The sequence below is a fragment of the Sphingobium phenoxybenzoativorans genome, from assembly GCF_001757355.1.
Lineage (GTDB): Bacteria > Pseudomonadota > Alphaproteobacteria > Sphingomonadales > Sphingomonadaceae > Sphingobium > Sphingobium phenoxybenzoativorans.
Genome location: NZ_MINO01000005.1, coordinates 18,572 through 39,122, shown reverse-complemented (window position 1 = coordinate 39,122; position 20,551 = coordinate 18,572). Strand labels below are relative to the sequence as shown.

Genomic DNA, 20,551 nt, shown 5'->3' with positions numbered 1-20,551 from the left:
ATGAACGATCTCGTCCTCATACTTGCGCCGCGCGGTCGTGATGCCGCAATTGCTGCCGATCTGCTCAGCCGCCACGGTTTAGCAGCCCGGATTTGCCAAGATGTGCGCGACCTTGTCGGTCATCTAGGTCAACGTGCCGGCACGGTGCTACTAACCGAGGAAGCGCTTGTCGGGGCAAATGCCGCTGAGATCGGTAGTTGGGTTGCTGGACAGGAAAGCTGGTCCGACATCCCGTTCGTGGTGCTAGCGAACGGTTCACGCACCCCGCGCACGGTCGCAGCAACTGAGCGCTTGGCTGAGCTAAGCAATGTTGTTCTGCTGGAACGTCCGCTTCATGCGGAGGCATTGCTTGGCGCGATCCGATCATCGCTTAAAGCCAGAGCACGGCAGTTTGAAACCCGCGACGTTGGTCGGTTGGGCGCAGCGCAGAACCGTATTCTCGCGCTTGCCGTCGAGGCGGCGCCACTCCCCGCCACGCTTGAAGCCATCGTTCGCGAAGTCGAAGAGCTTTCCACTTCAAGCGTGATTGGATCAATTCTGCTTCTGGACGAAGACGGTCGTCGCTTGCACCATGGCGCCGGGCCAAGTCTGCCGGCCGCCTATAATGAGGAAATTGACGGCATTGAGATCGGACCTTCGGTCGGCTCGTGCGGAACAGCGGTATATCGCAAGGAGCCAGTGTTTGTTGCCGATATCGCCACAGACCCGCTCTGGGTCGATTTTCGTGATCTGGCCTTAGCGCATGACTTGCGCACCTGTTGGTCGATTCCGATCATATCGGTCGATGGCGCAACCCTGGGCACTTTTGCCATGTACTATCGCGAGCCCCGTGAGCCGGCGCCGGCTGACCTCGCAATAATCGACTTCGTGGTTCGGATCGCAGGGATCGTCATCGCGCGGGCGCGTACCGAAGCCGATCTTCGCGCGAGTGAGGTTCGCTACCGGCAGATTGTCGAGGGGGCCGAGGATTTTGCAATCGTGTCGCTCGACCCTACCGGTACGATCACCGGGTGGAGCAACGGCGCTGCACATCTGCTGGGCTATTCGACCCACGAAGCGATTGGCCAGGCCAGCAGTCTGTTCTTCACCCCCGAGGACCGGGCCGCGAATGTGCCTGCCTTGGAGATGGCGCGGGCAGCCTCCGAGGGACGCGCCATCAATGAGCGATGGCATGTGCGGAAGGATGGTCGCCGATTCTGGGGCTCGGGCCTCACCATGCCGCTCGCCGAACGCGACGGCGGCTTCGTCACCATCTTTCGCAACCGCACCGCCGAGCATGAAGCCGAGGCGGCCCTACGCGAGAGCGAGGCACGCCTGCGCTTCTTCGGGGCTTTGGAAGAGCGACTATTCAGCGCGGCTACCGCTGACGATGCGATGCAGGCGGCAGCCGAGATGCTGGGCCAGCAGATTAATGCCTCCCGTTGCGCCTATGCCGACGTCGACGCCGACAATGATCGCTTTTGGATCCGCAACGACTATACAGCGCCGGGCATCGCCACCTCGGCTGGAACCTATAGCCTCGATTTGTTCGGCCCGCGTGCTGCCGCCGAACTGCGGCAGGGACAGACCCTGATCGTGCGCGACGTGGCGGGCGAGCTTGGTGCAGATGAAGGACGCACAATGTTCCAGTCCATAGGCATCGAGGCGATCGTCTGCTGCCCACTCGTAAAGCAGAATCAGCTCGCCGCAATGATGGCGGTCCATCAGGACGTCGCGCGCAACTGGGGTCCGAGCGAAATCGCCCTAATCCGCGAGGTCGTCGAGCGCTGCTGGGCGCATGTCGAGCGTGTCGGCGCCGAGGCACGGCTACGAGAGAGCGAGGAGCGGCTACGCCTTGCCGTCGAGAACGCCGAGATCGGCTTTTGGGATGTCGATGTCACCAACGATCGGCTGACCTGGCCAGCTCAAACCAAGGCCATGTTCGGGATCTCGGCCAACGTGCCGGTTTCCATGGCGGACTTCTATGCGGGCCTGCATCCCGATGACCGTGAAGCAACGGTCGCGGCCTATTTGGCGGCCGCGGACCCAGCGCGGCGCGCACTCTACGATGTCGACTATCGCACCATTGGCAAGGAGGATGGCGTACTGCGCTGGGTGGCTGCCAAAGGGCGCGGTGTGTTCGACGCCGGCGGCCGCTGTGTGCGTGTCACTGGCACCGCTCTTGATATTACCGCGCGCAAGCAGGCCGAGGAGGACTTGCGGAACCTGAATGCAACGCTTGAGTCGCGTATTTTCGATGCGCTTGCAGAACGCGAGGCGGCTCACGAAGCGCTTCGTCAAAGCCAGAAAATGGAGGCAATGGGCCAGCTTACTGGCGGCGTCGCGCACGATTTCAATAATTTGCTCACCCCGATAGTTGGATCGTTGGACTTGCTCCAGCGCAAGGGGATCGGAACGGAGCGCGAGCAGCGCTTGATCGCGGGCGCGGCGCAGTCTGCCGAGCGCGCTCGAGTGCTGGTGCAGCGTCTGCTCGCATTTGCGCGCCGCCAGCCGTTGCAATCGGTCGCCGTCGATATTGCCCAGCTAGTCGCCGGTATGGGCGATCTCGTCGAAAGCACCACCGGGCCCCAGATCAAAGTGGTGGTCGATGCCGCTGGCGATCTGCCGTCGGCCAAGGCTGATCCCAACCAGCTCGAGATGGCGCTACTGAACCTCTCGGTAAACGCGCGCGACGCCATGCCCGATGGCGGAACGCTTCATATCTCGGCGACGGCAGAGTCAGTAGGCGCACATCACCGACCCGGCCTCTCCCGGGGCGACTATATTCGGATTTCTGTTGCCGACACTGGTTCAGGCATGGACGAGGTGACGCTCGCCCGCGCGATCGAGCCTTTTTTCTCGACCAAAGGGATCGGCAAGGGCACTGGACTTGGTTTGTCGATGGTGCATGGCCTGGCTTCACAGCTGGGCGGCGGGCTTAGCATTCAAAGCCGACCCGGCATGGGTACTAACATCGAACTCTGGCTTCCCATTAGCGATACACGTGTCGAGGAGGTAACGGACCACCAGCACGCAGCAGCCACTGCCGCGCATCAAGGTGTGGCACTGCTTGTGGATGACGAGGAATTGGTCCGCATGAGCACGGCCGATATGCTCACGGAGCTTGGCTACGCGATAATCGAAGCCAGCTCAGCGGAGGAGGCGATACGTATCCTGGAGGGCGGTGCGCCCATTGACATCGTTGTGACCGACCATCTCATGCCGGGCATGACGGGTACCGACTTGGCTCGGCACCTCCAGTCGGCCCAGCCGGAACTGCCAATCCTGCTTGTCTCTGGCTATGCCGAGCTCGAAGGTATCGATGCCAAACTCCCGCGGCTAACCAAACCATTTCGGAAGGGTGAGCTTGCTGCGACGCTCACTTCGCTTCTCCATTAAATGTCCCGTCAACGGCAACAAACAGAGCCTTGCCCATCGATCGGTTGTTGTTAACCCGCCAAATGACAAGCCCTAGCACGAGCGGTCGCTCATGCCATTTCGCTAAATCGCATGATTTGATGGGCTGCCGAACGGCAGCTTTTCATCGTAGGCCAACGTAAACCAGACAGTCTCCTGTGGGGCCAGTTCCGGCTACTGGGCTGCATGTCCGGTTCCGGGAAGAAGAAGGGTGGCGCTGAGCGACTGGAAAGGGTCGATTTTGGGGGATAGCGCAACGCCCTCCTCTGGGACAACGTGGTCGTTCCCATGCAACGGGGTGAATGGCAGCTCTGCCAGAAGCTGATGTTCATCGGTGGCCCGATCAGCATCGCATAGCGACAGAGGCTGGGCCGCTTGCGGTCAGGCAGCTTCCACACTGGCACAACCGCAGCATGCGCATCGTCCACGAAGGCTGTGTTCAGCGTTCACTTATCGACATTGGCCGCGCGGCAGGTGCTTAGCTGGTCAGCATTTCGCTGATCTTTTCGGACAGGCGCTCGATCTGGAACGGCTTGGTGATCATCTGCATGTTGGTGCCGAGAAAGCCTGCACGGATCGCTGCATTTTCGGCATAGCCGGTGACGAACAGGATCGGCAGGTCGGGGAGGTGCTCGCGCGCGACTTCGGCGAGCTGGCGCCCATTCATGCCGGGCAGGCCAACGTCGGAGATCATCAAGTCGAACTTGCGGCCGCTGGCGAGCAGCTCGATTGCTTCATTGGGCTCTGCCGCCTCGATCGCCGTATAGCCCAGCTCTTCAAGCACATCCCACACCAGCATGCGGACCGAAGCATCATCCTCGACTAGCAGCACAGTCTCACCATCGCCATGGTGGACAGCGCTTGGCGCATCCTGCTCGGTTGACGGCGTCTGATCGGCAGCCGGCACGAAAATGCTGACGGTCGTCCCCTGACCGACCACCGAATGGATGCGGACCTGGCCGTTCGATTGCTTGGCGAAGCCATAGACCATCGAGAGTCCAAGTCCGGTTCCCTGGCCGACCGGCTTGGTGGTGAAGAAGGGATCGAACACCTTGTCGAGTGTTGCTTGGTCCACGCCGACCCCGGTGTCCGATACCGACACCACTATATAGTCGCCGGGGGATATGCCAGGGCGCGTCTCGCAATAGGCCTCGTCGAGCGCCATCGCCTTGGTCTCGACCGTCAGATGGCCACCTTCCGGCATAGCGTCGCGCGCGTTGATCGCGAGATTGAGAATGGCATTTTCGAGTTGGTTGGCGTCGACCACCGCAGCAGGGAGATCGGGGCTCCGCAGGATATCGAGCGCGATTTGCTCGCTGATCGTGCGCCGTAGTAGATCCTCGAGCGATCCGACCAGTGCATCGACATCGGTCGCGCGGCTGTCAAGGGACTGGCGGCGCGAGAAAGCAAGGAGGCGGGCGGTGAGACCGGCAGCCCGCTGCGCGGACACAGTCGCCGCCTCCATGAACCGGTCTATGTCGTCGAGCCGGCCGGTCGCGATGCGGCGTTTGAGGATATCAATCGCGCCGATGACGCCGGTCAGCATATTGTTGAAGTCATGGGCGATACCGCCGGTCAGTTGGCCGACCGCCTCCATCTTCTGACTCTGGCGCAAGGCCGCTTCGGCGCGCTCGCGCTCGGCGGCTTCCTGCTCGAGCTGTGCCAAGGTCTTGGTCAGTTTTTCGGTGCGTTCGGCGACCTGCTGCTCGAGCTTCTGCGCGGCGTCAGCAAGCGCGGTCTGGCCACGCTTCTGCTCGTCGATGTCGACGATCACCGAGATCGCGCCGGTGACCTTCCCCTCATCGACCAGCGGAATGCCGCTGACCCGCGTCCAGATCGCAGAAGCTCCTTCGGGCCGGTGGAGAAACTCCATCCCCTGCACCCGCTCGCCCTTGAGCGCGCGCACGGTAACGAACCGGTCGCGGGTAATCCGTGAGCCATCGGCCTCATAGCCTTCCCAGCGCTGTTCCCCGTCGGGCAAACGCGAAGGAATGTCACCTGTGGGCAGGAAACGCCGGAACTCCGGGTTGGACAGGAGTGTAGTGCCATCCGGATTGACGAAGGCGACGCCGACCGGGAGAGTATCGAGCAATGTCGTCAGGCGCGTGCGTTCGCTCGCCAGCGCCGCGCGTTCGCTCTCCAGCTCGGCGAGCTGGTCGCGGATCTCGAACTGCTTCTGGCGTGCGCGCATCGCCGAGGAAATGGCGCTGAGCAGCGATTCACTGGAGAGCGGCCGCTCGAGCAACACGACGTTGATCGCACTGTCGGGCAGGCGCCTGCGAATTGCCTCGGTCGAAATCTGGCGCCCGGCCTGGCGCCCCGCGAGCAGCACGAACGGCACATCCGACCAAGCCGGCTGCGCCTCGAGCACGCGGTGGAGCGGCCCGAGATCGGCAAGCAGCGCCTCTTCCGTGATCAGCACCACCCCGACATGCTCGTCTAGCTTGGCCGCGACATCGGCCAGCGTCAGGCAGAGCGCGACGTCATAGCCATTGTCGCTGAGCAACTTGCCAACGCTCTGCGCATCGGTGCCGTAAGGCGCGCTAACCAGCACGCGGTAGCCTTCTGTTGCAGTCCGATGCACTTAGCCGCGGTCTTCCATGAGCGGCGTTTTAGCGCCGGTATATTCTGGCGTTCCCGTCAGAACGCCCCGGAACTCGGCGAGCGGCGCCCCGACGCGAACGCCTTGTGTATCAACCCGGAACTCGCGGATCGTATCCTCATGCTGTCCACTGCGGTTCTTGACGATCGAGATCGCTTTGCGGATGCGGCCCTCGCTCTCGAAGAAGCGCAGCAGGATGACGATGTCCGCGACATAGGAGACGTTAAGCCCATGGGTCTGCATCGTTCCGAAAAAACCCTGCTGCGGATTGATCAGGAACGTGACGATGCCGGCCTGGTTCAGGTAGGACAGCAGCTCATGAAGCTGGAGGACCAGCTGCTGTTCCTGCGGCATAGCCGCCATATAGCCGTTGAGGCTGTCGATCATCACGACCTTGGCTTTGCGCGTCTCGACCTCTTCCCGAATCATCGCCGCGAACTGGCCCGGCGCAATCTCGGCTGGGTCCATCTGCTTGATCGTGAGAAACCCAGCATCCATACGCGCTTGGAGATCGATGCCAAAGGCTTTCGCACGGCTGATCATCGTGCCGATGCGCTCGTCAAACTCATAGATGACTGCATGTTCGCTCCGCGCGCAGGCGGCATCGAGATACTGGAGCGCGAGCGTGGTCTTGCCCGATCCGGCGGGACCAGTGATGAGCGTCGAGGTGCCGCGTGCCGGGCCGCCGTTCAGCAGCGCATCGAGCTCTTCGATCCCACTGGGCAGCGCCTCGCCTTCAAACGGCGTATGGTGATCGGACGCGATGAGGCGGGGGAAGATGTCGATGCCGCCCTTGCGGATGATGAGGTCGTGATAGCCGGCGACGAAATCGACGCCGCGCATCTTCTGGATCTGCATCCGCCGGCGCGCCGCGCCGAACTCGAGAGTGAGGCGCTCAAGCGTGATCACGCCATGGCAAAGGCTGTGCAGGTGATTGTCGCGCACGCCGCTACCGCCGGTCAGGTCATCAACCAGCAGCACGGTGGTATCGAGGCCGGCGAAGAACTGTTTCAGAAACAGAAGTTGCCGACGATAGCGCAAAGGATCCTGTGCGAGCAGGCGCAGCTCGGATAGGCTGTCGAACACGATGCGCTTGGGCTTGATCTTCTCGACCTCGTCGCGGATCAGCTGGATCGTCCCGCCGAGCTCCATCTCCCAGCTGTGCAGGATCGACTGGTCACGCCCGACCCCCAGCACGTCCTCGGCCGATGCCAGCTCGAACAGATTGACACCCTCCAATGACCAGCCGTGCGAATGCGCGACGACGTTCAGTTCCTCGCTGGTCTCCGACAAGGTGATGTAGAGGACCTTCTCGCCAGCCTTTAGTCCATCGAGCAGGAACTGGAGGGCGAGCGTGGTCTTCCCCGAGCCCGGCATCCCTTCTACCAGAAACAGCCGACTGGCCGGGAGCCCACCGCGCAGGACGAGGTCGAGCCCCGTATTCCCAGTGGAGATGCGTCGATTGTCGATATTCATGTGCCGCGTGCCTTCGTCTTCCTTCGATCGCGCCGCCGGCCAATGGCGCTCGCTTGACCATCGGCTGGGCGAAGACTCATCAGATCGGTAGGCACACCGACCATGCTTGCATAATACGAAATGACCAGATCGTCTCGCATACTTAGGCCAATAATTCGCGGGCGCGCCTTGCTTCAGATCAATCTGTTGAAAAACTGCGGAACGTAAACACAGGTTAAGTGCCGGAGAAAAATCGCAGCGAGCGTTGCTTCGCGGTGACCAAAACAGTTCTCGCGCGTTTGGGACGCGCGGGTCGAACGTCTTGGTCCGTGCTTCGAACACCAGCAATGGACCTGCCGATTACCAGCAAGGCTGGCGTCGACTGCGGGCGGACAGTGCCGGTGCGATCGGAGGTGCCCGTTTAAAGAGGACAGCCCGCATGGCCAAGTCACCCGAGTCCAGCAGCAAGCCCACCGGCGGCGAAACCCACCAGATCGCCGAGGATCTGGACGCGGCCGTCCTCACCACCAATCACGGCGTTCCCGTATTCGACAATCAGAACTCGCTGAAGAGCGGTTCGCGGGGACCGACGCTGCTCGAGGACTTCGTCCTGCGCGAGAAGATTTTCCACTTCGATCATGAGCGCATTCCCGAGCGGATCGTTCATGCCCGCGGTTCGGGCGCGCACGGCGTGTTCGAGGCGACTGACGATATCTCCGGCCTGTCGAAGGCCGCGGTCTTCACCAAGGGTGAGAAAACGGAGGTCTTCGTCCGCTTCTCTACAGTCGCGGGCGGCGCCGGATCGGTCGACACGCCCCGCGATGTCCGCGGCTTCGCGGTTAAGTTCTACACCCGTGAGGGCAACTGGGACCTGGTCGGCAACAACATCCCGGTGTTCTTCATCCAGGACGCGCTGAAGTTTCCGGATCTCGTTCACGCCGTGAAGATGGAGGCCGACCGGGGCTATCCTCAGGCAGGGAGCGCGCACGACACCTTCTGGGACTGGGCATCGCTGATGCCCGAGACGACCCACATGCTGATGTGGGCGATGTCCGACCGCACCCTCCCGCGCTCGTTCCGGACGATGGAGGGGTTCGGAGTCCACACCTTCAAGCTAGTCAACGCGGCCGGCGAGACGAGTTTCGTCAAATTCCACTGGAAGCCGCGGCTCGGCATCCAGTCGACGATCTGGGACGAGGCGCTCAAGCTCCAGGCGGCCGACAACGACTATCAGCGGCGTGACCTGTTCGAGGCGATCGATACCGGGGATTTTCCGCAGTGGGATCTCGGCATCCAGGTTTTCGATCAGGCCTTCGCCGACGCTCAGCCCTATGATGTGCTCGACGCGACCAAGCTCATTCCCGAGGAGGATGTGCCGGTTCGGCTGATTGGGACGCTGACCCTTAACCGCAACGTCGACAATTTCTTCGCTGAGACGGAGCAGGTCGCGTTTCTGCCGTCGAACATCCCGCCGGGCATCGACTTCTCGAACGATCCTTTGCTGCAGGGGCGGCTCTTTTCCTATCTCGACACCCAGAACTCGCGGCTCGGCACGACCAACTTCCATCAGATCCCGATAAACGCGCCGCGCTGCCCGTTCGGCAACTTCCAGCGCGACGGCAAGATGCAGACCATGGTGCCCAAGGGTCGCGCCAACTACGAGCCGAACAGCCTCGCCGCGCATGGCGAGGAAGGCGGACCGCGTGAAAGCCCAATGGCGGGCTTTGCGACGGTGGATGCCGCGACGGGGCCGGACGAGAGCGGCGAGAAGCTGCGGGTCCGCCCGGAGACCTTCGCCGATCACTACAGCCAGGCGCGGCTGTTCTACAGCTCGCAGACCGAGAGCGAGCAGGCGCATATCGCATCATCGTTCGTGTTCGAGCTGTCGAAGGTGGGCCTGCTCGATCAGGTGCCCAGCCGCATGGTCGCCAATCTACGCAACGTCGATGAGGATCTGGCAAGGCGTGTGGCTATAGGCCTTGGCATTGAGCTGCCGAAGAAGGCACCGGCCGCGAAGTCGCCGATCGACATGCCGCCATCCGATGCGCTTTCAATTCACAAAAATATGAAGGCGACGCTCGAAGGACGCGCGGTCGGCATCCTCATTGCCGACGGAACACACGCCGACGAACTCTCGACAGTTATGCAGGCGGTGAAGAAGGCCAAGGGCAAGGCGGTGGTGGTTGCTCCCAAAGTCGGTGGCGCGAAGCTCTCAGACGGGACCGTGCAGAAGGCCGATGGTCAACTCGCCGGATCGCCAAGCCAGATCTTCGACGCGGTAGCCGTGGTTCTTTCTGAGGAGGGCTGCGCGACGCTGCTCAAGGAGGCGGCTGCGGTCGACTTCTTGATGAACGCTTTCGGACATCTCAAGGCGATCGGCGCGAGCGACGCGGCACAGCCGTTGCTCAACAAGGCCGGGGTGGAGCCCGACGAGGGTGTCACCGGCCTGGACGGCGCGTTCGTGAAGGCCGCAGCGCAGCGCTTCTACGCGCGTGAGCCGTCGCTGAGGATGCTGGCATGAGCGGGGGCGGAATGTTCGATCCGTTCAGCGCCTGGTCGCGCATGGTGTCAGCTGGGCTCGACATGCAATCAACCTGGCTGAGCAGTGCGGAGACCATGAAGGCGTCGGGCGATGTGATCGGCGCGCGGACCGAGATGATGCGGGCGGCGACCGCCTCGCCGCTTACCGGCGACTATGCCGAGCTGTCGCGGATGGTGCCCGAGAAGGTTGCTGCGTTCAGCCGCAGTGCACAGGTCGTCGCGCGCGACACCATGGCGATGCAGTCGGCTTGGGTCGGGCAAATGCAGCGGGTGGGAATGCTGATGCTCGCCGGACGAGTTCCGAGCGCTGGCGAGGTGACAGCGCTCGCCAGCCAAAGCGCCAACTATGCTGTTGGCGTGATGACCGCGGGGGCAAAGATGGGGAAGCGCGCCCTCGCGCCGGTCTATCGCACCGCGACCGCCAACGCGCGGCGGTTGAAGCGCACGCGTCCTCAATGAGCCTCGCGATCCATGCCAGTCTCGACTACTGGTTCGAGCAGCCGACCGATGTGCTCCTACAGGTTGAGGCCGCCGCGATTCCCGAGCAGGTGACCGAGGCGGCACATATCGACATCACGCCCACCGAGCATTTCGCGCGCGTCGCCTCGCATGACATGATCGGTGAGCGGATATGGCTCCGTGTGCAGGGCCAGCTCCTGGTCGACTATCGCGCCACCGTGCGGGTCGAGCGGATGCTGGACGACTGCCTCAACCTCCCACTCGTCGCGCCGCATCAACTGCCTGGTGAGACCGTCCAGTATCTCTGGGCGTCGCGCTACTGCCCTTCGGATCAGTTCGAGACCTTCGTCGAGACGGAGTTCGCCCGCGTCGAGGGCGGGGCGAAGATCATAGCGATGCGTGACTGGATCGCGGGTCACTTCGCCTATGTGCCCGGTGTCAGCACCTCGGAGACGACGGCGCTCGACACCTTCGTGAAGCGCCAGGGCATTTGCCGCGACTATGCTCATGTGATGATCACCTTCGCCCGTGCCGCCGGCATTCCCGCCCGGATCGCCAGCGTCTATGCGCTCGGCGTCGAGCCACCCGACTTCCATGCGGTCGCCGAGGTCTTCCTGGGCGGTGAATGGCATCTGGTCGATGCGACGGGCATGGCCAAGGAGCGTGACATGGCGAAGATCGGCATCGGCCGCGACGCGGCGGACGTCGCTTTTCTCACCGCATTCGGGACCGCAGTAATGAACAGCCAGAGCGTCGAGGTCACCACCGCATGACGAAACCATTCTCGGTTGCCTTCGTCGGCGCTGGCCCGACCACCATTTACACCTTCTGCGCATTCCTGCGGGAGATCAGCGGTGCCGCCGATGTCACTATCTACGAAGATCAGCCTCGCGCTGGCCTTGGCACGCCCTACCGCCCGGGGTGGAACGACCCGGCGATGCTCTCGAACATCGCGTCCATTGAAATCCCTCCGATTGGCGAGACGCTGATCGACTGGCTTGAGCGTCAACCCCGCGCACGGCTGGTGCGGCTCGGGATCGATCCGGACCAGATCGACGATCACGCCTTCTACCCACGCGTCGCCCTTGGCGAGTATTTCCTCGATCAGTTCAATGGGCTGATCGACGACGCCCGTGGGCGAGGGATCGGCGTCGAGATAGCTACCAGTTGCCGCGTGACCGACATCCGCGCGGAGGATGATGGCTTGCATCTGTCGGTCGAGCCGCGCCATGGAGATGCGTGTGAACGGCTCTATGACCGCGTCGTGCTCGCTACCGGTCATCAATGGCCGGAGGAACCTGAGGTGCGTCCCGGCTACTTCCTGAGTCCGTGGCCGGCGACGGCGCTGCAGCGCATCCCTCCGGTGTCGGTCGGGATCCGTGGCAGTTCGCTCACGGCGATCGATGCGGCGGTGGCTTTGGCCGTGGCGCACGGCACGATGATCGAGACCGAGGGTGAGGCGATCGGCTACCGCATTCATCCGGGTGCCGAGAAGCTCCACATCACGATGATGTCTCGCAAGGGTCTGCTGCCCGAGGCCGACTTCTACTATCCAATTCCTTTCGAGCCGCTTTCCATCTGCACGCCCGAGGCCATCGAGCGCCTGATCGTGGAGGACTGCGACCATCTGCTCGACCGGTCCTACGACCTGTTCTGCGAAGAGTTGACAGCCGCAGATCCGGCCTATGCGGAGAAGGTCGGGCTTTCCAATCTCTCGCTTGAAGACTTCGCCGAGTGCTATTTCGCCGACCGCGTCGCCGCCGATCCATTCGAGTGGGCGGTCGCCAATCTTGCCGAGGCGCGTGAGAATTTCTCGCGCGAGTATACCGTGCCTTGGCGCTACGCGATCCTGCGCATGCACGAGGTGCTGGGACTGATCGTGCCGCACCTGGAGGAAGAGGCTCTCAAGCGCTTCAACCGCTATCTGAAGCCGGTTTTCGTCGATGAATATGCGACGGTCCCGCACCTCTCGATCGAAAGGCTGCTGGCGCTGCACCGCGCCGGGTATCTCTCGGTCATCGCGCTGGGCGAGGATCACAGGATCGACACGCGTGGGTCGGAGGCGGGAGCAGTTGTGAGCATAGATGGCGAGCGCAGGCACTTCCCAGCGTTCATCGACGCGACCGGGCAGCGGCCGCTGGAAGCCGAGAAGTTTCCGTTTCCTACTTTGCTCGAGCAGGATGTCGTCCGTGACGCCGCGGAGGATGATGCGCCGGGCATCAAGGGGATCGTGGTGGACGAGCAGTTCCATCCGGTGAGCGATCATCCCGCGCGCGAGCGCCTTTTCTGTCTCAGCATTCCGTTCATCCTCGAGCGGCACCCGTTCGTGCAGGGGATCACCAGTTCGCATGAATTGGGCGCGACGGTCGGAGCGGCTCTGGCGCATACAGTCGATGCGATGGGAGACCGGCAGGGCGTTGCCGTCGGGACTGAGGAGACGGCTTCGTGAAGCTGTGGGCGATCTATATAGGTGGCGAGCATCCCTCGGCGCACATCGAGATCCACGACGTCCGTTTCGTGGTTGCCGAGACGATCAAGGCGACCCATGACCAACTCCGGACCGAATGGTGGGGCACGCCGGGGACGCTGCACGTCGACTGCTATGCCGAGATCAGCCATGCCGATGGCTGGACCGTTGACCTGCGGCCCGAACCGTCAGGCGCTCGCGAAAAGCTCTGGTTCGTCAATCTTGGCGGCTATGACGGCAAGGACTTCGCCGAGCAGCACCGGAACATGTTCGTGGTGGCGACTTCGATGAAGGAGGCGAAGGACCGCGCGCTCGCGACCGTTTCAGACTGGAAGTACGCGCACCGCGACGACATCTACGAGGCCGACAAGGCGTTCGCGCTCGATCGGCTTGTCGGTGACGAGCTGCATATTCACCTGACGCCCGGCGCTGCTTCGGGCCAGCCGGCCTTCATCTGCCGCTATACACATTTGAAATAGGCACGCCCCAAAAGAAAACGCCGCCCGGTGAGGGGCGGCGTTTTCGCGTTCGGAAAGGTGAGACGCTACTTGGCGTCGCTACCGACCGGAGTAGTCTTCGGCGCCTTGCCGTCTTCCACCCTTCCTTCGTTGCGCAGATCGCGGCCCTCCTGTGCCTTCTTCCGCGCCTCGGGCGACTTGCCGTGCTCGTTCAGCTCTTCCTTGACGTAGCCGGCGGCCTCCTTGGCCTTTCCTTCGATGCTCATGTCACTCTCCTTGTCGTTGTTCGTCTCTTGAAGAACCCTTCGCAGATAAACGCGTTCCAGAACGCGTGCTGTTTGTGGTAGGCGGAGGCGGATCGAGTTGAACCGTTCCTAGCCGCAGATGGATGCGGGGATGAGCTTGATCGTGACTGGAGTCATCGTGATGCAGGTTCTCGCGAACTGCTACTCACTGATCGGCAGCTGTCGGCGATAGCGTCTCGGCGGATGAGCTATAGGATTGGGGGCATTGCTGCCTGACGGGCCCGATCTAAACGAATGGCGGGTTTTGAGACAAGCTGCTGTTCTAGAACCGACCGGCGAACGGCGCATGTTGGTCGCGACCTGCCGGTTAGCGGACGGACCGCACCTAGGAAGGGAAAATTGGCGGCTAAATGGCGACAAAGGGTCGACCTCGGCGGTGGCTATTTCATTCAGACGAAAATGGATCATTCTTTTGATTGCGTGACAGGGAAATCCAGCCGGTTGACTGTCTACCAGTTGCAGAGATTGGAGCCCATGATAAGAAAATGAATGCTCTGTTCTGGCGTCTTGCTTACCGCCTCTATGCTCGACGCAAACCGTCTACTCGTTTCGAGCTGTGGACCATTGGCGGCGTTGGCATCATGGTATTGTTGTATGCCGTTGCCGTTCTCATCAATCCGACGACCGCCAATGTAATTCGCCTGGTCGTTGGGATTTTGATCGTCGCCGTTGGCCTTGCTCATCGGCGGGTGCGCCTCAAGCGATTGAAGGGGCCACAGGCGCTGTATGCCAAGGGATGGCCCCGACCGGTGAACGGCGGCTAGCCAACCGCGTGCTCAGAAAGCTGCCCGTCGCGAGACGACCATTAGCGGCCTCTCACTCTCCGTTCGCCCTGAGCTTGTCGAAGGGCTGTCCTTCTTAAGAAAGTGCAGGGGTTGACCTACGGTCGACTGCGTCTCGACAGGCTCAGCCCGAACGGATCGAGGAATAGCCGCCAGTCCGCTTCCCACCCTAGTTCTACCAAGCGCTGGCCGACCTTCGAGGAGCATTTTCCGCAGTTGAAAACGGAAAATTGGCCTATCGAATGGCAAAGAGGGCTCAAAATTTAAGGTGCACTTAGCTAATGTTGACGTCATCGATCCGCGACCATCACAAGCGAATGACAAATAATTCTGCAGACGGTATATTTACGGTATAAATCGGCTTCTTTTTGCCATTTTATCATTGGATTATAATATTTTACCGGTTAATTTGGATCACGTCCCCGGCACCATTTCCCTGCTCATCATTGTTTGAAATGGATTGACCCGGTAACCGATGGCAGTTCGGACCTGGCTCGGACGCTGAGCGCAGCGCTGGATAATAATGCGCCCGCCAAATTAAGCCCTTTACCCGATCCTTGTCGCCCAATGGTGAGGGAGGCGCAGGCCCAGGAAGCTGAGGCATTACTGTCCGACCGCAGGCGACATGCGGCGGCCATTTTTACAGGAAAGGATGAATGAGTAGGCCAGCATATCGGCCAGAATCTCGCGGACAAGCGCTACAAAACCGCGTCGCAGGTGGTGGGCGGTCTTTGGCAGAACAGCCAATATGGTCCGCCGCGTTACTTCGGGCTGGAGGTTGGCCTCAAATTCTCCTCAGCGGCCAACTGACAAACTGGACGGCCGGGGCATGTCCCCGGCCGCCCTATTTTACGGGACCGGCTTCCAGTTCAGCGCGCAGTGCCGATAACTCCTTGTGCAACTTCTCCAGCCTGCCCGCTATGCGCGGCCGGAAGGCGTCATTCGCTACGCTCAGCGCCGTCATCAGGAAATTCACTTTCAACTCGCGGGCCATGCATTCGTCCGGCACCCGGCCAGTCGCCCATTTGTGAAAGAGGACATATTCCGTGTCCGTCTGATACATGGCGATCCGTTGCAGATCGATGCCGGGCAGCAATTCCCCGCGCTGTTGCGCATTGACCAGCCATTTTTCGATCCGTTGATAGGGCACGCTGCGCAGGTCCTGTAAAACGGCTTCGCGCGGCTTGGACGCAAAATAAAAATTGATGATGAGCCGCGCAAACTCCGGCCCACGGAATAATTCCTCCGCGATCCAGTCATATTCCCGGAACACTGCATCGACATCCTGCCCGCGCGGCTTGTGCGAGAGGACCGTGGTCAGCGATCCCATATGCTCGGCAAGCGCAGCATAGATAATGCCCTCACGGTCGCCAAACGCGCGATAGAGCGTACGGGCAGCGACTCCCGCCCTATCGCAGAGCCTGGCGATCGTCAGATGCTCCTCCCCGCCCTCGTCCAATATTTCGATGGCGGTGCGCAATATCCGTGACCGCCGCGCGATCATCTCCGTACTGAGATAAGGGCCGAGGGAACGGCGCTTCCTTGGATTTTTGCGAGGCTCGGTCATGGGGCTCCGGATAACGCAGCCCGGCCTTCTAGAAAACAGGTTCGAAACGATGAACGAGAGTTTGACGATCACGGGGCCACGGATGGCAATATCGAAGAAGCGCATCCGTGTTAAGATTGACGAGGCTTCGGCCCCGGATTACCTCTCTGCGGGCGGTTGCCGCAGAGCAGCCCGATGGGAGATTCTTGATGGCTGCCCTGGCAATTCCCGACCATATTCCCCCGGAGCTTGTCGTCGACCTTGACATTTTATGACCTGCCGGGCGCCAGCGAGGACCCGCAGCGGGCCTGGCTTAATTTTCGGGGTTTCGGGCCGATCATCTGTTCGCCGCATAATGGTGGCCATTGGGTTGCTACGGAGGGCGCCGACGTCGCAGCCTTCTTTCGCGACCACAGGCGTTTCTCTAGCGCCAGCGTTACTATTCCAAGCGTACCCGCCGATCCCTTGCTGCCGCTTGAGGCGGACCCGCCCACGCATGGCGATTATCGCCGGGCGATCATGTCTTTCCTTACGCCAGTCCGCGTCCGCGCATTGGAACAGGACATTCGTGTCCTGACCGGCGAACTGATCGATGGCTTTCTTCCGGCTGGCGCTTGCGAATTTATTGGAGACTTTGCGCATCGATTGCCGCTTATCATCGTCTTGCGGCTCCTTGACCTTCCGATTGCCGATCGCGCCTGGTTGCATGCCCGTACCGAAGTTTTTGCGCGCCATCCCGATCTTGAAGCCAAGCTTGCCGCCTATGGCGAGGTGCGCGCTTATCTCGATGACCGCATCGCCGAGCGCCGCTCCAAGCCGGGCGACGATTTGATCAGTCACCTTTTGTCGGCGGAGGTAGATGGCCGTCCGTTGAACTCCAGCGAACTGTTATCGACCTGCACCATGGTTACCTTTGCCGGTCTTGATACCGTGGCGGCCATGTTCGGCTTCATCGCGCTTTTTCTGGCGCGGAACGCAGAGATGCGGCGCTTTATCATCGGCCACCCCGACCATATGTCCGCGATCGTGCCGGAGCTACTGCGCCGCTACGCCACCAGCAATATGGGCCGGGTGCTGGCGGAAGATGTGGTGCATAACGGCGTGACGATGAAGCGCGGCGATCATATCATGCTGTCGCCGAGCCTCCATAACCTTGATCCGGCGATCTTCCCCGACCCCGAACGGATCGATTTCGGCAGGCCGCCGCGTCATATCAGCTTCGGTACAGGCGTGCATAGCTGTGCTGGTGCACAGCTTGCCAGGATGGAGGTTCAGATATTCATTGAAGAATGGCTCCGCCGCATCCCGGACTTTTCGGTCGCCGCAGGTGCTGAAGTCCCGGCTCGTGCGGGGCCGGTTAACACCATCGATCATCTCCCTCTGGTGTGGAAACCGCCATCATAATTGAGCGCCACAACGCGTGGCGCAAGCATTCTCTGATCCATTAGCTTGTGGTTCCAGAAGCAGGCGTCATGATGTGATGATTGAATGGAGAGAGGAATGGCGTTCAACATCACCCTGCCGCGACTGATGCGGATCGGCGCGGGCGCTGTGCGGGATCTGACTGAGGTTCTAACGTCGCTCGGACTTAGCCGTCCGTTGATCGTAACCGACCGCTTTCTGTTTGACACGGGGCGGGCTGCGATGCTGCAGGATGCCGTCGCCGCAGCAGGACTCGATGCCCGGATATTCTTCGACACAGTGGCGGAGCCAACGGCGGCATCCATTGAATCGGCCCTGGCCTTTCTTCTAGAAGGCGATCATGACTGCGTGGTCGGCTTCGGCGGCGGCAGCCCGATCGACAGCGCAAAGGCGATTGCCGTGCTTGCCGTTCATGGCGGGCGCTGTCGCGACTATAAGGCGCCGCATCTCCAGGATATGCCGGGGTTGCCCATCATCGCCATTCCGACGACTGCGGGGACCGGCTCGGAAGCTACGCGCTTCACAATCATCACCGATGAGGTCAGCGACGAGAAGATGCTCTGTGCGGGCCTCGCCTATCTTCCGGTCGCGGCGCTCATTGACTTTGAGCTGACTCTGACGATGCCGCCCCGTCTGACTGCGGATACGGGGATAGATGCGTTGACGCATGCGATGGAAGCCTATGTGTCGCGGCGCGCAAACCCATTTTCGGACGGATTTGCCCTATCAGCGATGCGGGCGATCGCGCCCAATCTCCGCCGCGTATGGGCCGATCCGGGCGATCGTCACGCCCGCGAGGCTATGATGCTCGGTTCCACCCAGGCGGGGATAGCCTTTTCAAACGCCAGCGTTGCGCTGGTGCATGGGATGAGCCGGCCGATCGGTGCGCATTTCCATGTGCCGCATGGATTGTCGAATGCCATGCTGCTGCCGATGGTGACGGCCTTCTCCGCGCCTGCGGCACTGGCCCGCTACGCCGACTGCGCCCGCGCCATGGCCATTGCAGGGGATGAGGAAAGCAATCAGGGAGCGGTCGGCAAGCTGTTGGAAGAACTGGAGCGGTTGAACGCAGACCTGCAAGTTCCGTCTCCTGCAGCCTATGGCATTGATCCTGACAAATGGTTCGCCTTGTTGCCCCTTATGGCGGAACAGGCGCTCGCCTCTGGATCGCCGGGTAATAACCCCGCTGTCCCGTCAGTCGACCAGATGGTGGAAATCTATCGCCGCGCCTGGGCTGCTTAGCGTGCGGTCAAGCGGCTGAGGCCCGTTCTTCGATCAGCGCGATCTGCATCGCGATGGCGTTGCGCTTCGGCGGCGCGCCAAACATGCGCGCATATTCGCGGCTGAATTGCGAAGGACTTTCATAGCCGACCTGGAAGCATGCCGTTTCGACATTGACAGCGGTCGAGACCATAAGGCGGCGCGCCTCCAGCAAGCGCAGTTGCTTTTGATATTGAAGCGGCGTCATCGAGGTCAGCGCCTTGAACTGACGGTGAAAGGCGGAAGGGCTTAGCCGGGCGATCGCGGCGAGTTCTTCAATCCTTACAGTCTCCCTGAAGCGATGCCGCAAATCGTGCAAGGCGTCCATCACCGGACGCGACGGGCTGTTCGCCAGGGTCATTCTGGCGATGTCGCCGCTATGCGGACCGGTGAGTAGCCAGTAGCAGATTTCCCGCATAATTACGGGATATAGCGTCGATATCGCCTGCGGCGTGTCGAGCAACCGCACAAGGCGCAGGGCGCAATCGGCGAGCGGTCCCTGAAAATCCGTCACGAGGACGCCCCGGCCAGGCTCTCCATTCGATCTGGGCGGTTCCTTCAGGCCTTCGGCGACGCTTCGCATAATGGCGACATCCAGCTCAAACGCGAGAACCAGGCACGGTTCGCCGGGTGTCGCCTCGATCACACGGCCGACCGAGGGCGTCTCCACGCCAATGACGAGCGCCTGTCCCGCCCGGTACTCCAACTGGGTGCCGCCAAACGTCGCCCATTTTGCACCCTGGGCCACGACGCACATGGAAGGTTTGAAAATCATGTGTGCCGGCGGCTTGGGATGGTCGGACCGCATGATCGCCATGCCATCGATAGCCGTCATGAACGGAGAATCTCCGGGATGGCGTTCTATGTATCGCAACAGCGCATCCGCTAACGGATTCATATCCACGCCTTCATGCTGAACCTGATCCAGATCCTATATGTAGAGTAGAAATAGGCAAGAAATAGATCGGTTCCGGCATTCCGAGTTACGGCGTGAGCGCTGCATTATGTGGCCATAATTTTCCGCCTCTCAATCCTTTCGAGAAAGAAAGTGAAGGTATGTCAGATAGTAAGATCGCAATCATTACCGGCGGCAGCCGGGGAATTGGCCGGAACACTGTGCTCTGCCTGGCCGAACGCGGCGTCCGCACGATATTCACGTATAAGTCCAATCGTGCAGAAGCGGAGAAGGTGGTGGCGCTCGCTTTGAAAGCGGGTGGGGAGGCGGTTGCCCTCCATCTCGATGCCGGAGAGACTGCGTCGTTTGACAGCTTTGTGGATCAGGTGCGGGCCGCCTTGGCCGTGCTGGGAGCGGAGCGGTTCGACTATCTCGTCAACAATGCAGGCACCTCATCCAATGCGACTTTGGAGACAATCACCGAGGCGGAAATGGACGCGCTCTACAATGTGCATTTCAAGGGCGCGTTGTTCTTGTCGCAGAAGTTGCTGCCGCTCATGAATGATGGTGGGCGTATCGTGAATATATCTTCCGGTCTCGCCCGTTTCGCCATGGCGGCGCGCATCGGCTACGGTCCGATCAAGGCGGCGGTGGAGGCGTTGAGCCGGAACATGGCTCTGGAACTGGGCCCGCGCCGGATCGCTGTGAATGTGGTTGCGCCAGGTGCGATCGCCACCGATTTCAGCGGCGGGATTGTCCGTGACAATCCGGAGGTGAACAAGGCGGTAGCCGCCCACACCGCGCTTGGCCGCGCTGGTTTGCCCGAAGATGTAGGGCCAGTGATTGCCGGGCTGCTCTCGGATGCGTTCGGTTGGGTCAATGCCCAGCGTATCGAAGTCGCTGGGGGTGTTCATATATAGGAGTTTGCCGGACGCCCGGCCAGCGTTCCCGAATGTTTGATGT

The 20,551-nt window shown here is 61.3% G+C and carries 15 protein-coding genes and 1 pseudogene; 11 read left to right on the top strand and 5 right to left on the bottom strand.

Annotated features, from left to right (window positions below; translation table 11 throughout):
• Together BHQ40_RS27035 and BHQ40_RS27030 are read left to right on the top strand one after the other, a co-directional pair.
• A pseudogene (locus BHQ40_RS27035) lies at positions 1–1,764 on the top strand (GAF domain-containing protein); the annotation flags it as partial.
• Positions 1,738–3,378 (top strand): ATP-binding protein, encoded by a 1,641-nt coding sequence (locus BHQ40_RS27030; RefSeq protein WP_435593902.1) that lies wholly within the window; start codon positions 1,738–1,740, stop codon positions 3,376–3,378. The pseudogene BHQ40_RS27035 and the gene BHQ40_RS27030, both read left to right, overlap by 27 nt.
• 496 nt (positions 3,379–3,874) lie before the next feature.
• Here BHQ40_RS27030 and BHQ40_RS04175 read toward each other — a convergent pair whose 3' ends face one another.
• Both BHQ40_RS04175 and BHQ40_RS04170 read right to left on the bottom strand, forming a co-directional pair.
• The gene (locus BHQ40_RS04175) at positions 3,875–5,950 is read right to left on the bottom strand and encodes a hybrid sensor histidine kinase/response regulator (RefSeq protein WP_253183253.1); all 2,076 of its coding nucleotides are present in this window, start codon (positions 5,948–5,950) and stop codon (positions 3,875–3,877) included.
• A 30-nt stretch (positions 5,951–5,980) separates the two neighbouring features.
• The gene (locus BHQ40_RS04170; RefSeq protein WP_070152825.1) at positions 5,981–7,474 is read right to left on the bottom strand and encodes an ATPase domain-containing protein; all 1,494 of its coding nucleotides are present in this window, start codon (positions 7,472–7,474) and stop codon (positions 5,981–5,983) included.
• 418 nt (positions 7,475–7,892) lie between these two features.
• Between BHQ40_RS04170 and BHQ40_RS04165 the strand changes: the two genes are divergently transcribed.
• From BHQ40_RS04165 to BHQ40_RS04145, 5 genes are read left to right on the top strand one after another with little or no spacing between them, the layout of a single operon-like run.
• A complete protein-coding gene (locus BHQ40_RS04165; protein WP_070152821.1) occupies positions 7,893–9,974 on the top strand; it encodes a catalase in 2,082 nt (693 codons plus the stop codon).
• Entirely contained in the window at positions 9,971–10,453 is a 483-nt protein-coding gene (locus BHQ40_RS04160) for a hypothetical protein (RefSeq protein ID WP_083276688.1), read from the top strand. The genes BHQ40_RS04165 and BHQ40_RS04160 overlap by 4 nt, the downstream gene beginning before the upstream one ends.
• On the top strand, positions 10,450–11,226 hold the full coding sequence (locus BHQ40_RS04155) for a transglutaminase-like domain-containing protein (protein ID WP_070152818.1): 777 nt from the start codon (positions 10,450–10,452) through the stop codon (positions 11,224–11,226). The genes BHQ40_RS04160 and BHQ40_RS04155 overlap by 4 nt, the downstream gene beginning before the upstream one ends.
• Entirely contained in the window at positions 11,223–12,902 is a 1,680-nt protein-coding gene (locus tag BHQ40_RS04150; RefSeq protein WP_070152815.1) for an FAD/NAD(P)-binding protein, read from the top strand. The genes BHQ40_RS04155 and BHQ40_RS04150 overlap by 4 nt, the downstream gene beginning before the upstream one ends.
• Entirely contained in the window at positions 12,899–13,399 is a 501-nt protein-coding gene (locus BHQ40_RS04145; protein WP_070152812.1) for a DUF1543 domain-containing protein, read from the top strand. The genes BHQ40_RS04150 and BHQ40_RS04145 overlap by 4 nt, the downstream gene beginning before the upstream one ends.
• A 65-nt stretch (positions 13,400–13,464) precedes the next feature.
• Here the strand turns inward: BHQ40_RS04145 and BHQ40_RS04140 are convergent, their stop codons facing one another.
• Complete coding sequence (locus BHQ40_RS04140) at positions 13,465–13,644, bottom strand: hypothetical protein (protein ID WP_070152809.1); 180 nt, start codon at positions 13,642–13,644, stop codon at positions 13,465–13,467.
• 455 nt (positions 13,645–14,099) lie between these two features.
• On the opposite strand from BHQ40_RS04140, the gene BHQ40_RS04135 reads away from it, so the two are divergent.
• Positions 14,100–14,447 (top strand): hypothetical protein, encoded by a 348-nt coding sequence (locus BHQ40_RS04135; protein WP_171905754.1) that lies wholly within the window; start codon positions 14,100–14,102, stop codon positions 14,445–14,447.
• An 862-nt stretch (positions 14,448–15,309) separates the two neighbouring features.
• Here BHQ40_RS04135 and BHQ40_RS04130 read toward each other — a convergent pair.
• Positions 15,310–15,969: a TetR/AcrR family transcriptional regulator gene (locus tag BHQ40_RS04130; RefSeq protein WP_070152804.1), complete on the bottom strand. Its 660-nt coding sequence runs from the start codon at positions 15,967–15,969 to the stop codon at positions 15,310–15,312.
• Positions 15,970–16,272: 303 nt separating this feature from the next.
• Here BHQ40_RS04130 and BHQ40_RS04125 point away from each other — a divergent pair, with 303 nt between their 5' ends.
• A complete protein-coding gene (locus tag BHQ40_RS04125) occupies positions 16,273–17,415 on the top strand; it encodes a cytochrome P450 (RefSeq protein WP_083276686.1) in 1,143 nt (380 codons plus the stop codon).
• Positions 17,416–17,511: 96 nt separating this feature from the next.
• Positions 17,512–18,675 (top strand): iron-containing alcohol dehydrogenase, encoded by a 1,164-nt coding sequence (locus BHQ40_RS04120; protein ID WP_070152802.1) that lies wholly within the window; start codon positions 17,512–17,514, stop codon positions 18,673–18,675.
• Positions 18,676–18,682: 7 nt separating this feature from the next.
• Here BHQ40_RS04120 and BHQ40_RS04115 read toward each other — a convergent pair whose 3' ends face one another.
• The gene (locus BHQ40_RS04115) at positions 18,683–19,528 is read right to left on the bottom strand and encodes an AraC family transcriptional regulator (RefSeq protein ID WP_216094849.1); all 846 of its coding nucleotides are present in this window, start codon (positions 19,526–19,528) and stop codon (positions 18,683–18,685) included.
• A gap of 221 nt (positions 19,529–19,749) precedes the next feature.
• Between BHQ40_RS04115 and BHQ40_RS04110 the strand changes: the two genes are divergently transcribed.
• Positions 19,750–20,508 (top strand): SDR family NAD(P)-dependent oxidoreductase, encoded by a 759-nt coding sequence (locus tag BHQ40_RS04110; protein WP_070152796.1) that lies wholly within the window; start codon positions 19,750–19,752, stop codon positions 20,506–20,508.
• Positions 20,509–20,551 lie beyond the last annotated feature (43 nt).

Excerpts from the sequence above, each read along its gene's own strand:
- BHQ40_RS04170 (WP_070152825.1), bottom strand. The coding sequence starts at position 7,474 with ATGAATATCGACAATCGACGCATCTCCACTGGGAATACGGGGCTCGAC.
- BHQ40_RS04165 (WP_070152821.1), top strand. The coding sequence starts at position 7,893 with ATGGCCAAGTCACCCGAGTCCAGCAGCAAGCCCACCGGCGGCGAAACC.
- BHQ40_RS04160 (WP_083276688.1), top strand. The coding sequence starts at position 9,971 with ATGAGCGGGGGCGGAATGTTCGATCCGTTCAGCGCCTGGTCGCGCATG.
- BHQ40_RS04155 (WP_070152818.1), top strand. The coding sequence starts at position 10,450 with ATGAGCCTCGCGATCCATGCCAGTCTCGACTACTGGTTCGAGCAGCCG.
- BHQ40_RS04150 (WP_070152815.1), top strand. The coding sequence starts at position 11,223 with ATGACGAAACCATTCTCGGTTGCCTTCGTCGGCGCTGGCCCGACCACC.
- BHQ40_RS04140 (WP_070152809.1), bottom strand. The coding sequence starts at position 13,644 with ATGAGCATCGAAGGAAAGGCCAAGGAGGCCGCCGGCTACGTCAAGGAA.
- BHQ40_RS04130 (WP_070152804.1), bottom strand. The coding sequence starts at position 15,969 with ATGATCGCGCGGCGGTCACGGATATTGCGCACCGCCATCGAAATATTG.
- BHQ40_RS04120 (WP_070152802.1), top strand. The coding sequence starts at position 17,512 with ATGGCGTTCAACATCACCCTGCCGCGACTGATGCGGATCGGCGCGGGC.
- BHQ40_RS04115 (WP_216094849.1), bottom strand. The coding sequence starts at position 19,528 with ATGACGGCTATCGATGGCATGGCGATCATGCGGTCCGACCATCCCAAG.
- BHQ40_RS04110 (WP_070152796.1), top strand. The coding sequence starts at position 19,750 with ATGTCAGATAGTAAGATCGCAATCATTACCGGCGGCAGCCGGGGAATT.